The sequence below is a fragment of the Synoicihabitans lomoniglobus genome (assembly GCF_029023725.1).
In the GTDB taxonomy this organism is placed as follows: Bacteria; Verrucomicrobiota; Verrucomicrobiia; order Opitutales; family Opitutaceae; genus Actomonas; species Actomonas lomonigloba.
Window position 1 is genome coordinate 5,451,163 of sequence record NZ_CP119075.1, and the last position, 12,311, is coordinate 5,463,473.

The window sequence follows — 12,311 nt, forward strand, 5'->3', positions numbered from 1 at the left end:
ATCGGACGCGTTAGGCGGCGGCGAGGGTTTCGGCCTCGGCTTTGGCGTCGGCCACCCCCTTGGTGGCGGCCTCTTCGCCACCCGATTGGTTGGCGGCGTAGACGAAGGTCAGCGAGGTCAGACCGATAAAGCCGAGAACACCACGGAGGTAGGGCTCGAGAAAGTTATAGCCGACGGCGGGAGACCCCGGCCGGAAGTCGCCCCCGGTGGCCACGATGATCGTCACCTTGCGATCGGACGTGAGTCCTTTGTAGCCGTTTTCGTCTATCGTGAATGTGCGCCCGGCGCGCACGACTTGGTCGATCCACGCTTTGAGCACGGCGGGCAGGTTGAGATTGAACATGGGGGTCGTGATCACGATCTCGTCGGCCGCGAACAGTTGATCAATGTTGTGATCGGACTCGGCCATGGCGGTGCGAGCGGCCGGAGAATGTCCCTCGGGAGCCGTGAACGCGCCTTCGAACCAAGCGGAATTCACAAAGGACGGTGGCTCGGCGGCGAGATCGCGCGTGACCACGCGGCCCTCGGGATGGGCGGCCTGCCATTGGGCAAGGTAGGTGGCGCCGACTTGGTTGCTGCGGGAACGTTCGCCGCGGGGACTTGTGCTGACGTGGAGGAGTGTTTTCATGAGAGGAAGAGGAGGAAAATGGTGAACAAGTGGGTGAAGGTTTGAGGGCGGGATTGGTTTACCGGGCGGCGGCGCCGGCGAGGGCGAGAGACAGCTCGATGGTTTCGGCCACCTTGTCGGTCGCCTGGCCGGGCATGATGCCGAACTCGCTGCGGTTGATGCTGAAGGTGGTGCGCAGGACCAGCAGATCGCCCTGCATTTGCCCGCCCGTGCGATCGCTGAGTTTGCCGGGGAGCGACGTCAAAGTCACCGGCACGGTGAGCGTTTTGGTGACGCCTTTGATCGTGAGGTCCCCGGTGACGCGGGCCTTCGTGACCGTGCCCGAGGTGACGGCGTCCCGAACGGATTTGGTGACGAAGGTGATTTCCGGATACGTGGTGACATCGAGCCAGTTCGCGCCGTGCAGGTGCTCCTTCATGGTGCCGTTGGGCACCGTGAGCGAAGCGGTCGCGAGGGTGAGGTGACCCGAGAAGTCAGCCGGGGCGGCCGAGTCAAAGCGGACTTCGCCGCTGATGCCATTGCCGCTGCCGGAAATGGCTTCCAAAGGGGCGTCGAGACTGAAGCGGGCGGCGTTGACGCCTTTCGGATCCTGGAAGTCAAACGCCTGCGGGGCGGCGGAAAGCACGGAGGCACTGAGGAGAAGGGAGGAGAGAAGGACGGATTTCATGATGTTTTTTTCGTTGAGAGGTGGGTGAGGCTGAGATGCAGAGGGCCGAATCAAGCGGTTGCAGCGCGCCGGGCAGATCGGCGCGAGGCGAACCCGGCAGCGGCGGCGAGAGCGGTGGCGGCGGCGATGCCTCCGGCGAGGAAGTCGACGCCCGCGACGAATCCCGGTTGGTAGTGGAGAGCTTCGATGCCGGTGATCTCATCGTGGACGGTCACGGGAATCTGGTTCTGGGTCCAACCGCGGTGGGCGCCGGTGGCGGCCCAGGTGCCGAGGGTCGCGAGCAGGGCTAGGGCGGCGGTGATTTGGAAGAAGCGGGTGAAGTTCATGTTTCCAGAATACCGGTTTCGGTCGGATATCTCTAAAACTCACTCGCGCACACGGTGATAGCGTTTCATTATCACCAGTTATGGAACTGCGTTACCTGCGATCGTTTGTCACCGTGGCTGAAACCCTGCACTTCGGGCAGGCGGCGGAGCGGTTGAAAATCGCGCAGCCCGCGCTGAGTCAGCATATCCAAAAACTGGAGACGTCGCTCGAAGCGCGACTGTTGGATCGCAATCGCCACGGCGTGGCGCTCACGGCGGTGGGGCAGGTGTTTCTGCGGGAGGCGCGTTCCATTCTCGCGCAGGTGCAGCACGCGCGCAACGAGGTGGAGCGGGTCAAGGCGGGCGGCGAAGGCACCTTGCGACTCGGTTACGTGCCGGGTCCGGCGCGCGGGGCGTTGACGTGTGCGTTGCATGTCATGCGGCAGAAAAGTCCGGCGGTGCGGGTCGAGCTGCACGAGGCGCAGACCACTCATATTTTGCGGGCGTTGCTGGCGGGCGAGTATGACGCCGTGTTGGCGCCCGAGTTTGATCCGCCTTTCCCGCGGGGATTGGATCACGCAGAGGTGGCGTCGCAGCGCGTGCTTTTGGTGATGGGGGCGCGCCATCCGATGGCGGCGCACGACACGGTGCCTTTGGCGGAGTTGAAGACGGCGGACTGGGTGTCGTATGCCGATACGATTGCGCCCGGTTATCGTCGATGGATCAACGAAGTCTGCCGGTCGGCGGGGTTTCGTCCGCGCATCGCGCAGCAGGTGACCGCCAGCAACGATCTGCAAGTGGCAGTAGCGACTTTGCCGGGCGTGGCCATCGTGCCGGAAGGTTATCGGGAATTGTTCACCGACGGCGTGGTGTTTCGGCCCTTGGAGCCCGAGCCGGATCGCATGGGTCTGTGGCTGTGGTGTCGCAAGGGCGACGAAGGGTCTGCGCTGACGGCCTTTCGCGCGGCGCTGCACGAGACGCACGGGCGTGGTTTGAAGTCGGGCGACGCGTAGTCATTTCCCCTGCGGTTTCCGGTCGGCGTCATGCGCGGAGGCTCGCTATTTGGGGTAAAGCGTTGCTGGTGGAACAGAGTGGAAGATCTCAAGCAACTGGTTGAAGCGGTGCACCGCGAGCTCGGCTCCAAGTTGGAGGAGGGCAAGGTCGCGGACTACATCCCGCAATTGGCCAAAGTGCCGTTGAAAAAATTTGGGATCGCGGTGGCGACGGTGGAGGGCGATCTCGTCACGGTGGGAGATGCCGAGGAAGCGTTCTCCATCCAGAGTATTTCCAAACTCTTCACCCTGACCATGGCATTGGGGCGGTGGGGTGAACGGTTGTGGGCGCGGGTGGATCGGGAGCCCTCGGGGAGTCGCTTCAATTCGATCGTGCAATTGGAGCACGAGCATGGGAAACCCCGCAATCCGTTCATTAATGCGGGCGCGATCGCGGTCACCGATGCGGTCTTGAGCGGCTCCCAGCCCAAAGAAGCGATCGGCTCGATTCTCCGCTTCATGCGTTTCCTGGCAGCCGACGATGACATCACGATTGATCCGCGGGTGGCCCGCTCCGAACAGGCCACGGGTCATCGCAACTTCGCGCTCGCGCATTTCATGCGCTCGTTCGACGTCATCGAGCATCCGCCAGCCGAAGTGCTGGGGGTGTATTTTCATCAATGCGCGATCGCGATGAGTTGCGCGCAACTCGCGCGGTCGGGACTTTTCCTCGCGGCGGAGGGGCGCAACCCGCTCACGGGACATCGCGTGGTGTCGGCTGCCCGGGCGCGGCGGCTCAACTCCATGATGATGATGTGCGGCCACTACGACGGTGCGGGTGACTTCGCGTTTCGCGTGGGCCTGCCGGGCAAGAGCGGCGTGGGCGGCGGCATCCTCGCGATTGTGCCGGGCAAGGCCGCCGTGGCGGTCTGGTCGCCGGGTTTGGACGCCAATGGCAATTCCCATGTCGGCACGGCGGCGTTGGAATTGCTCGCCCGGAGAGCGGGCTGGTCGGTCTTTGGGTAGCGGTTCGCGGCGTGGGAAGCGTCTGCGATCTGCAATCAACCCGGCGTCTGATTCGTTTATGTCGGTAGCATGATCAGTCGCGGGCGAGTTTGCGGGAATACGAGACGGGGGGCTTGGCCTCTAGCGTTCTCTTGCCCTCTGCCCGCCCCAGCCCCGCTTCCGATAGCGCGAGCGAGATCGACCTGCTCAATGCGGGTTTTCGCTACGCGGTCGCCTTGGTGCATCATCGGCAGGACGCCGAGGATATCGCGCAGGAAGCCTGGCTCAATCTGCATCGTCGCTATGGCAAGGTGCCGTCGCGGGCCTTGTTGTTCACCACGGTCAAACACCTGGTCATCGATCGGCATCGCCGCGGTAAAATCGTGTCGTTCGAAAGCGGCGAGGATCTCGTCGTGCCCGATCAAAGCACCGCGAACGCTCCGGGAGTGGCAACCGACATCGACACGTTGCTCGGGGAGCTCCGCCAGAACGAACGCGAGGCCCTGTTCCTGCACTACATCGAAGGTCGCACGGCGGAGGAGATCGGCCGAATGACAGCCCAACCCCGCAACACCGTGCTCAGCCTCATGCGACGAAGTTTGCAAAAACTGCGCCGCGTGATTTCACCGGACGCGCCGCCAGCGAGCCCGCGAACTGCTCGCCCTTCGGTTTGATTCTCCCGTGATGAACGATCCCGAAAAGGACCTGCGTGAGCACTTCGAGCGACAACACCTGTCGCCGGAGCGTGCCACCGCCATTCTGGCCGCCGGCAGGGAGGCGGCCGTGCAACATGCGCGTCGCGTGGCGCGATGGCGCTGGGGCGGCATGGCGGCGGTGGTGACCCTCGCGTTGGGCGGAGGTTGGTGGATGCGTGCTCCCGGCGGTGACGAGCCGCCGTCGGTGGCGCGTCCGGCTGAGCTCAGCCCCGACGCAGGCGGATCGGTCACGCTCGCGACGGTGCAATCGGGGGTGATGGCGTTTTTCAACACGCCCGACTACCAACTCGATCGAATGGCGCTCGATCACCCCGAACTCGTGGCATGGATGCAAACGCAAGGGGCTCCGTCGGAGTTGACCGTGCCGGAGTCGATCGACCCGCTCGACAACCTTGGTTGTGAGGTGCTCCAGATCGATGGCGTTTCCGTATACATTCTTTGCTTCTATCTCGATGGCGTGCCGCGCGACGAAACGGGCGAGCCGATGTTGGGTAAGAAACTCATGGCGGTGGCGGCGCCGGATGCCGCGGCAGGCGCCCCGGCGATGATGAAACCGCTCACGTTGGTCCACCTCATTACCGTGCCGCGCGATCAGTTTGCGGGGGCGCCGCAAGCGGGTGATCCGGTGGCGATCACTCGTGATGGGCAGTGGGGTTTCGCGACGTGGGCGGGTCGGGATGTCGTGTATGTCGTCGCCTCGCCGGTGGAGGCCGAACGGTTCCGGGAAATCGCCGCGCACTTGCGCGGTTGAGCGAGAGGCGAAAACGAAAAAACCCGCCCGCGCGAGGCGGACGGGCAGGCCAGATGGGCGGCGGTCGGGAGGGGGCGAACCCGAGATTAGTTCGAAACCTCGTAGAACTCGACGAGCACCACACCGTCGGTGGTGCCGGGATTACCCACGTGGGCGGTGTAGGCTCCCGGTGCGAGTGTCAGCATGACGGCGGCGTCGGCGCTGTCGGCATCGAAGGCAAATGCGCCCACGGTCGCAACCGCATCGCCGACCTCGGCGGCCACCCAGTTGTCGTTGCTGCCCATGGCGTTGCCGTCGGCGTCGAACACTGTGACCGAGGGGTCGGCGAGGAAACCGGCCACGTTGAAGTTGGCCAGGCTCGGGCCGGCGACGCGCACCAGCACCGGCTTGTCGGCGCCGGGACTCACCACGAAGCCGACGATCTTGGTGTTGTCGCCGGTGCCGGCCGGGCCACGGGCGGACAAGTTGACGAAGCGGGAAGGCGTGGCGGAGGCGCCGTTGATGACGGATACGGTGATTTCCGCGACCTGATAGCCGTTGGCCTTGAAGTCGGCCGCGCCGAAAGTCACCGGCGTCCCGGGCGCCATGGACGTGGCATCGAGAATGCCGCCCAGGCCGGCGGCCTTGAACCCGGCGTGGATGCCGACGGTGCCGCCCTCCGTCGGACCCGTATTGGGGGCGGCTTGCGCGAGGAAGGCCACGTTGGCGGCGACCTCGTCGTTGACCTCGGTGCCGGCATCCCAGACGGCGGCTCCCCACACGGGAATTGACCGCGGGATGAAGTAGCCCGAGTCATCAAATAGTGGATACGCGGTGGGGTTGTCGTTGCCGAAGAAGCCGTCGTTGCTCGGGATGATCATGGAGAAATAACTCAGGTAACGATGCGCCGGAATTGCGGGATCGAGGTCGAACACCTGGGTGTAGGAGCGGCCGGGGGCGACGGGGCCGGCGATGACGGCGGAGAGGCCGTGAGGTTGGGCGACGCCGAATTCCGTTTGCAGGCCCGACGGATTGCCGTCCTCGGCGGAGGATTCGACGGCGGCCGAAGCGGTGGCGCCAGCATCGAAAGCGTCGTAGGTGCCGTCGTGCACCGTCAGAACCGGATTTACGAACCACAGGCCGTGGGCGGGAGTGGTGCTGCGCACGGTGACGGCGACCTGCACGGCGGACACGGTGGTGGTGAGCACGGCGCAGATCGCGAGAAGTGCGCCGACGGGGCGGAGGAATCGAAGGGAGGGGTGAAGTGAATTTGAGTTCATCACCTCCCGCAACGAGTGGCTCCGACGGTTGATTGCAGCGAGAGGGCGGAATTATTAATAACTTATCCGTCCTGGTCGTTTGCTACCGGGCGGACGACGGAGAGTCCGTCTCTGAAATGGGTCGCGGCGGGGCGAATCGGGCGAAGAAGTGTGACAGGGCGGCGTAGTGCAGGCCGGCGGCGGATACCTCGGCGGTAGCGGGATCGGGACTAAATCGCGCGGTCGGTTCCGCACCCTGTTTCGGACTCTCCAGTGCGGGGGACGCCTGGGATGCGGAGGATGGTGGTTCGGAGGGAGATACGGTGGAAGTGGGCATGGCGACGGGTGCGTTCAGGAGTTGGGTTTAACAGATTTGGCTGGGCCGTCTGGTTCGGTGGGCTCGTCGTCGGACCAATCGCCGCACCAGCGTTTCATTTTGGCGCGCAACTGATCGCGTTTCGCCGGATCCATGGACGACCAGTCTTGAGCGAGTTTTTCGCGTCGGGCGCGGGGGCCGCAGTCGTGATGGCGACACCGCCCGCCGGGCCAGCCACCGAAGAGGATTTTGCAGAGCACGAGCAGGCCGAGGGCCTGCCAGTAGGTGATGGGGCTCACCGCGACGACATCGACGAGCACACCGTTCCAGAGAGCCTGCACGGCCCAGGTGAACACGCCGAGGAAGACCACGATGGCCACGGGGATGAGGAAGAGATATTTGCGACAGGAGGCGGAGATCATGACGGGAGTGGATTAAGCGGGGTGGGAAAGAAAATCGGCGCGCAGGGGGGCGAGACGGAGGCGCAGATGTTGGATGGCGTAGCGTTTGCGCGAGAGCAGGGTGTTGAGGTTGTCACCGGTGAGCTCGGCGATGTCCTGAAACGAAAGCGCCTCGAGCTCGTGCCAGACAAAGACCTCACGTTGTGGCGCGGGCAGTTCGGCGAGAGCGATGTGCAAGTGTTCCCAGAAGAGTCGGCGCTGATGTTCAGCGCGCGGGGTGTGGTCATCGCGCAGCAGCAGATCGGCAAATTCGGGCCCGAAGGCGGCAAGGTCGTCTGCGTCTACCGCGTCGAGCGAGGCCATGGCCGGCTTTTTGCGGTAGCCATCGATGATGCGGTGGCGAGCGACGGTATAGAGCCAGGCACCGATGCGCTCGATGGGACCGGCGTTGAGGGTGACCACCAACTGCTGCCAGACGTCCTGGAGGACATCCTCGGCATCGGCGTCACTACCGACCCGGGCTCGAATGAAGCGCAACAGCCGACGGCCCGCGTCGTTGACGACGTTGGTGACACGTTGGTTGTTTTCGATGCTCATCGCGGCGGGAGTGGAATAGACAATGTCCATTACACCCCGGCAGACGAAAAGGAGTCGGAAATATTGTAGGCGGGCGGAAGTTTTTTAGAATCCGCGCCAAAAAAAAGCCGCCCCGGTAAGGAGCGGCTTGAGAATGAGAGGAATGGAGCGGGCTTAGAACCGGAACGTCACTTCGCCGAGGAAGGTGCGCGGAGTGCCAGGGGTGCCGTGAAAGGTGCCGGGGGTGATGGCGCTGTAATATTCCTCGTCGGTGATATTGGTGCCCGAAAGTTGGATACGGTAGCGTTCGGCGGTGTAGCCGAGGCGGGCATGGAGCAGAGTGTAGGTGTCCTGCATGAAGGTCGGGTCCTCGGCTTCGGTGTAGTAGGTCTTGCCGACGCGAGAGACGGTGGCGCCGACGAAGAAGCCGGCGTCGGTGACGTAGTCGGCCCGCAGGTGGGCGTCATGCGTGGGCACGTAGGGCACGCGGTTGTCATTGAAGACATCCCCGGTGTAGGGGTCGGTGAAACCGCGGAGGGTGGTGTCGGTGAGGCCGTAGGAGGCCGCGAGCTCTAGGCCTTGAACGGGTCGCCAGGCGAGTTCGAGTTCGCCGCCGATGGAACGGGCGGAGTCGGCATTGACCACCAGATAGTCGTCGGCCGCCGCCTGCGTGGCGAAGGAGCGTTCGATTTGGTAGTCGTCAATGTCGTAGAGGTAGGCGCGCACGGTGACGGAATAACGTCCGTCGGCGGTGGCGTGAGTCACGCCGGCCTCGTAGGCGGTGGTGTATTCGGCGTCGTAGGGCGCGAGGGCGGCGTTGCCGGTGAAGGCGGAGAAACCGCCCGTTTTGTAGCCCATGGCGATGTTGGCAAAGGCGGTCGTGCCGTGGCCCAGGTCCTGGCGCAGATTGAGGTGCGGAAGGATGGCGTCGGAGGAGTGGCTGGCGGGAGTGACCTGTGGAACCGGCACGGTCTCCGTGCGCACAGAATCCATTTCGGTTTTTACCAGCCGCAGTCCCGTGGTGAGATCGAGCGCATCCGTCAGCGCGAAGGTGGCTTCACCGAAGAGGGCAAGGTCGAGCACGTCGAACTGGTAGTCGGATTGCTCGAACGTGAATCCGCCGAAATCGCGGGTAAAGGAGCCGTTGGTCTGGCCGTCATTGACGAAGAAGCCGGCGCGCCAGGGAAAGGCGGCGTCGTCGTGAGCGGTGAAGATGATCTCTTCGGAGAGATTTTTTTGGGTGAGGGTCGAACCGTTGCCGAGTTCGGCGAAACCGAAGTCCAGGGTGTTGGAGTAGGGGCCCATGTCCCAATGGGAGAAACCGGTGGTGGTGGTCAGGCGGCCGCCATCGGTCGTGACGGCGGCAGTGAGGGCGGCGTTGAAGGCGTCGAGGTGGGTCTCGCCCTCGGCACTGCGTTGCACGGTATAGAGCGGGCCGAAGAGCGGCACGAGGGGTTGAGCGCCGTCGCGGGCACGCAGGGCGTTGAGGAACAAGGTGAACTCGGCGCGTTCGGACGCGCGCCAGCGGAGGCGAGCGAGGGCGCTCTGCGTTTCCTGCGGATCAACGTCTTGATTGAGTGTGGTATTGCGCACGTAACCGTCGCGTTCGCGCCAGGTGGCGGCGACGTAGGCGTCGAGTTCACCACCGGCGGCGGAAGCGCCGGTGACGGTGGCACTGCGGGCACCGTGGTCGCCGACGGCGAGGGTGAGTGAGCCGGTGGAGGCGGTGGGGTTGGTCGGCGTGGAGAGCAACAGGATGCCGCCCGGGCCGCTGCGTCCGAAGCGGGTGCCGGCCCCGGGGCCGCGCAAGAGTTGGGCCTGGGCGAAGCCGGTCAGGTCGGAAGGAAAAGTGAAACCGCTGCCGAGGGGCAGGTCGTCGAGGTAGACGGTGACGGCGGGAGCGCCGAAGATGGGGGTGTTGGTGAGCCCGCGAATGGCGAAGGTGTCGGTGAAGGAGCGCGACTGATTGCTGCCGACGGCGAAGCCTGCGATCTCGGCGGCGAGGGTCGGCAGGGCGAGTTCACCGGGAGCGGCGGTCGGATCGAGCGTCAGATCGGTCGTGGGACTGGCGCTGGTCGTGGTGAGCCGAGTGGCGACGACTTCGAAGGTGGGGGCTTCGACGATCGTCGGAGACGATTGGGCGAAGGCACTCAGGGTGGTGATGGCGAATAGAACGGAACGAGATAGGGGCTTCATGACAAAAGGGCGCGGAGAAGCGCGGATCGACAACGGTCATCGATAACGTGGAGTCCGCAAATTAAAGCGACTGTTGCCAGATTTTTGCGACGTGCCCGGATCGGCGGGGCGGGTTTTCGGGCAAAACGTATTGATCTCCGTGGCCGAGGTGGAGCGCAGTAGAGGAAAGGCGGGGGAGCATTGTCGGGGTTGATATGCGGCGATCGGGAACAATTAAATGCCAACGCGTTTCAACGAGGTGAAATATTTGAAGACGAGAGTGAGTTTCAAGGTGCGATGAAGAAACGAGTTACGGGAGCTGGATCATGGATGGCAATGGGCGGTGCGCTCATGGTCCTGGCGGGGCATTGGGAGCTGATTCGACGGTTTGGCACGGTGTTGCCGTATCGTGACTCGTGGCAGCTGACGGGCGTCGAACTACTCGGTCCGTGGGTCGACGGGACGCTCGGTCCCGGTGCGTTCCTGCAATCCTTAAACGACCATTGGCCGGTGCTGACGCGCTTGCTGTCCTTTGGGCTGGTGAGTTTGAACGGCCAATGGAACAACCTGCTGGAGACGACGGTGAACGCCGGGATCCTGGCGCTGGCGGTCGCGGTGTTTCTGCGCACGATTTTACCCGGCATGGCCCGGGCTCCGGCGACGATTTTTGCGGTGATGACCGGCGTGGTGATGGCGCTGCCGATCACGTGGGAAAATACGCTCTGGGGCATTCAATCCCTGCCGTATCTGCAGATCCTGCTGTCGTTGGTCTATTTTCGCGGGGTGGCGACGGCGCGAGCGATCGATGCGCGATGGGCGGCCACGCAGGTCGTGGGCGGATTGGTTTTGTTGACGCAACATTCGGCCATCATCGCGCAGGTGGCGGTGGTGCCGTTGCTGGGGTGGCAATGGTGGCGGGGCGTCGCCGATCGGGGGGCCGTGCTGGCGTCGTTGGGCGTGGCGGTTGCGACGCTGGTGGGCTTTGGGTTGTTTGTCCCGGCCATGGAAACCACCGCGCATATGCGGGCGGATTCGTGGGCCTTGGGAGTGGAGGTGACGCTGCGGCAACTCGCCTGGCCGACGGGGCATCCGGGGTGGGCGTTTCTATTGTGGGCGCCGTGGTTGGTCCTGGCCCTGGATCGACTGGGACGTCGGCGGGTGACGCCGGCGCTGGCGTTTCTGTTGGTGACGGGCCTGTGGGTCGGTGGGCAGGCGGCGGCAATCGGCTACGGACGGGGAGCGGGCGCGTTGACGCATGTGTCGCGTTACGGGGACTTCATGGCGCTGGGGTTTTTGGTCAACCTGGCCAGTCTACTGGTCCTCGCCCAACGGTGGTGGTCACGTCCGCTAGCGCGCGGGGCATGGGTGGTGCTGGGCGTGACGATGCTGGTGGTGGCGTGGCCGGGGTTTCGCTGGGAGACGATGGGAAGTCACACCGAGTTCAATCTCAGCCGACGACCCGCGGAAAACGCGGCCAATTTGCAGCGCGTGGGCGACTACATCGCGACGCGAGATCCGGCGGCGCTCGCGTTGGAGAACGGCGGGGCGACCTTGTTCACATATCCACCGGCCGTGCAGGGGTTGTTGGATCGGGCAGGATTCAGAGCGTTGTTGCCCCCGGAAACGGGAGCGCCGGAATCACGTTCGGATCACGGGCGATTGGGCGGGCTGGTGGCGGCAATGTTGTGGCAGCCGTGGATGCTCGCGGTCGCCGGACTCGGTGGTATCGCCTGGGGGGTTGGACGGTTTCGAAGTGACACCGATAACCATCCTGTCGGCGGTCTTGCCCCTGATGTTTCGGGGTGGACGCCTCGCGGCAGCCTGCTCGGCGCCGTGGGGGCGGCGGTGCTGATGACGGGATTGTTGGCGGTCTGGCCGGACCCTCTGGTTTTCGATGCCGACCGGCGCCTGCGACTCGGATTCGCTCCTCCGGACGCGCCGATCACGGTGCGTGATGATTTGCAGTGGGCTTTGGTGAGTGAACACGACGCCGATGCGGCGAAAATGCCGGGCGCGGTGTTGTCCCATCCCGTGGCATGGCGGGAACTGGCCACCGGCACCGCGCTGGACGGTGCGACCACGACGCGAGGGGTATTTGCGAGTTCCGCGTTCACGATCGAGGCCGATAGGTTGGCGGTATTGTTTACGGGACATCCCTGCGCGCCGGGCAGTGCGATGCGGTGGCGGCTCGATCCGCCCCACGGCGGGGAAGCGGAGTGGCGGGCTTACGTGGGACCGAATCCGGCGGGAGACTGGGATTGCTGGAGCGAAGATGTTTCCGCCCATCGCGGCTGGAAGGCCTCGCTTTACTTGTTTGACGGTCGCGAGGACGCGGTGGGTTGGGTGGGAGTGATGGCGCCGGTTTTGACGAACGATGCCGAGTGGCCGGAGGGTTGGCTCACGCGACTCCGCATCGAGCAGGCCAACGCATCCCACCGCGTGGTGGCCGGGGCGGCCGCAGTGCTGTGGTTGCTGAGTTTGGTGGCGGGAGCGTGGCAGTTTCGCCGTTCGGCTGACCGGGGCTAAAAAAAACCGGCCTCC

General features: G+C 64.4%; 13 protein-coding genes. 5 read left to right on the plus strand and 8 right to left on the minus strand.

Annotated elements, in window-relative coordinates; all coding sequences use genetic code 11:
• Positions 1-10 precede the first annotated feature (10 nt).
• The 3 genes from PXH66_RS21135 to PXH66_RS21145 are packed head-to-tail and all read right to left on the minus strand — an operon-like array spanning position 11 to position 1,621.
• Positions 11-628, minus strand: coding sequence for an FMN-dependent NADH-azoreductase (locus PXH66_RS21135; protein ID WP_330931874.1), 618 nt, complete (start codon positions 626-628; stop codon positions 11-13).
• A gap of 58 nt (positions 629-686) precedes the next feature.
• Positions 687-1,295 (minus strand): YceI family protein, encoded by a 609-nt coding sequence (locus PXH66_RS21140; protein ID WP_330931873.1) that lies wholly within the window; start codon positions 1,293-1,295, stop codon positions 687-689.
• Between the two features lie 50 nt (positions 1,296-1,345).
• Positions 1,346-1,621 carry a hypothetical protein gene (locus tag PXH66_RS21145; protein WP_330931872.1) on the minus strand — a complete coding sequence of 92 codons (276 nt, stop codon included), beginning with the start codon at positions 1,619-1,621 and terminating at the stop codon, positions 1,346-1,348.
• An 80-nt stretch (positions 1,622-1,701) separates the two neighbouring features.
• Here PXH66_RS21145 and PXH66_RS21150 point away from each other — a divergent pair, with 80 nt between their 5' ends.
• The 4 genes from PXH66_RS21150 (at position 1,702) to PXH66_RS21165 (ending at position 5,064) form a co-directional block, all read left to right on the plus strand.
• Positions 1,702-2,613, plus strand: a complete 912-nt coding sequence (locus tag PXH66_RS21150; RefSeq protein ID WP_330931871.1) for a LysR family transcriptional regulator — start codon at positions 1,702-1,704, stop codon at positions 2,611-2,613.
• Between the two features lie 78 nt (positions 2,614-2,691).
• A complete protein-coding gene (locus PXH66_RS21155; RefSeq protein ID WP_330931870.1) occupies positions 2,692-3,618 on the plus strand; it encodes a glutaminase in 927 nt (308 codons plus the stop codon).
• Between the two features lie 131 nt (positions 3,619-3,749).
• Positions 3,750-4,271 carry an RNA polymerase sigma factor gene (locus PXH66_RS21160; protein ID WP_330931869.1) on the plus strand — a complete coding sequence of 174 codons (522 nt, stop codon included), beginning with the start codon at positions 3,750-3,752 and terminating at the stop codon, positions 4,269-4,271.
• A 10-nt stretch (positions 4,272-4,281) separates the two neighbouring features.
• Complete coding sequence (locus tag PXH66_RS21165; RefSeq protein ID WP_330931868.1) at positions 4,282-5,064, plus strand: hypothetical protein; 783 nt, start codon at positions 4,282-4,284, stop codon at positions 5,062-5,064.
• A gap of 86 nt (positions 5,065-5,150) precedes the next feature.
• On the opposite strand, the gene PXH66_RS21170 is transcribed toward PXH66_RS21165, so the two are convergent.
• The 5 genes from PXH66_RS21170 to PXH66_RS21190 all read right to left on the minus strand — a co-directional run bounded on the left by PXH66_RS21170 (position 5,151) and on the right by PXH66_RS21190 (position 9,791).
• On the minus strand, positions 5,151-6,323 hold the full coding sequence (locus tag PXH66_RS21170; protein WP_330932140.1) for a spondin domain-containing protein: 1,173 nt from the start codon (positions 6,321-6,323) through the stop codon (positions 5,151-5,153).
• 82 nt (positions 6,324-6,405) lie between these two features.
• On the minus strand, positions 6,406-6,639 hold the full coding sequence (locus PXH66_RS21175) for a hypothetical protein (RefSeq protein WP_330931866.1): 234 nt from the start codon (positions 6,637-6,639) through the stop codon (positions 6,406-6,408).
• Positions 6,640-6,653: 14 nt separating this feature from the next.
• On the minus strand, positions 6,654-7,040 hold the full coding sequence (locus PXH66_RS21180) for a hypothetical protein (protein WP_330931865.1): 387 nt from the start codon (positions 7,038-7,040) through the stop codon (positions 6,654-6,656).
• 12 nt (positions 7,041-7,052) lie between these two features.
• A complete protein-coding gene (locus PXH66_RS21185) occupies positions 7,053-7,646 on the minus strand; it encodes an RNA polymerase sigma factor (RefSeq protein ID WP_330931864.1) in 594 nt (197 codons plus the stop codon).
• 123 nt (positions 7,647-7,769) lie between these two features.
• A complete protein-coding gene (locus PXH66_RS21190; protein WP_330931863.1) occupies positions 7,770-9,791 on the minus strand; it encodes a TonB-dependent receptor in 2,022 nt (673 codons plus the stop codon).
• Between the two features lie 276 nt (positions 9,792-10,067).
• Between PXH66_RS21190 and PXH66_RS21195 the strand changes: the two genes are divergently transcribed.
• Positions 10,068-12,296 (plus strand): hypothetical protein, encoded by a 2,229-nt coding sequence (locus tag PXH66_RS21195; protein ID WP_330931862.1) that lies wholly within the window; start codon positions 10,068-10,070, stop codon positions 12,294-12,296.
• The last annotated feature ends 15 nt before the right edge of the window (positions 12,297-12,311 follow it).

What these genes read in the sequence shown, in the direction of transcription:
- PXH66_RS21150 (WP_330931871.1), top strand. Translation starts at nt 1,702, where the DNA reads ATGGAACTGCGTTACCTGCGATCGTTTGTCACCGTGGCTGAAACCCTG.
- PXH66_RS21190 (WP_330931863.1), bottom strand. Translation starts at nt 9,791, where the DNA reads ATGAAGCCCCTATCTCGTTCCGTTCTATTCGCCATCACCACCCTGAGT.
- PXH66_RS21195 (WP_330931862.1), top strand. Translation starts at nt 10,068, where the DNA reads ATGAAGAAACGAGTTACGGGAGCTGGATCATGGATGGCAATGGGCGGT.
- PXH66_RS21185 (WP_330931864.1), bottom strand. Translation starts at nt 7,646, where the DNA reads ATGGACATTGTCTATTCCACTCCCGCCGCGATGAGCATCGAAAACAAC.
- PXH66_RS21165 (WP_330931868.1), top strand. Translation starts at nt 4,282, where the DNA reads ATGAACGATCCCGAAAAGGACCTGCGTGAGCACTTCGAGCGACAACAC.
- PXH66_RS21135 (WP_330931874.1), bottom strand. Translation starts at nt 628, where the DNA reads ATGAAAACACTCCTCCACGTCAGCACAAGTCCCCGCGGCGAACGTTCC.
- PXH66_RS21180 (WP_330931865.1), bottom strand. Translation starts at nt 7,040, where the DNA reads ATGATCTCCGCCTCCTGTCGCAAATATCTCTTCCTCATCCCCGTGGCC.
- PXH66_RS21175 (WP_330931866.1), bottom strand. Translation starts at nt 6,639, where the DNA reads ATGCCCACTTCCACCGTATCTCCCTCCGAACCACCATCCTCCGCATCC.
- PXH66_RS21145 (WP_330931872.1), bottom strand. Translation starts at nt 1,621, where the DNA reads ATGAACTTCACCCGCTTCTTCCAAATCACCGCCGCCCTAGCCCTGCTC.
- PXH66_RS21170 (WP_330932140.1), bottom strand. Translation starts at nt 6,323, where the DNA reads ATGAACTCAAATTCACTTCACCCCTCCCTTCGATTCCTCCGCCCCGTC.
- PXH66_RS21140 (WP_330931873.1), bottom strand. Translation starts at nt 1,295, where the DNA reads ATGAAATCCGTCCTTCTCTCCTCCCTTCTCCTCAGTGCCTCCGTGCTT.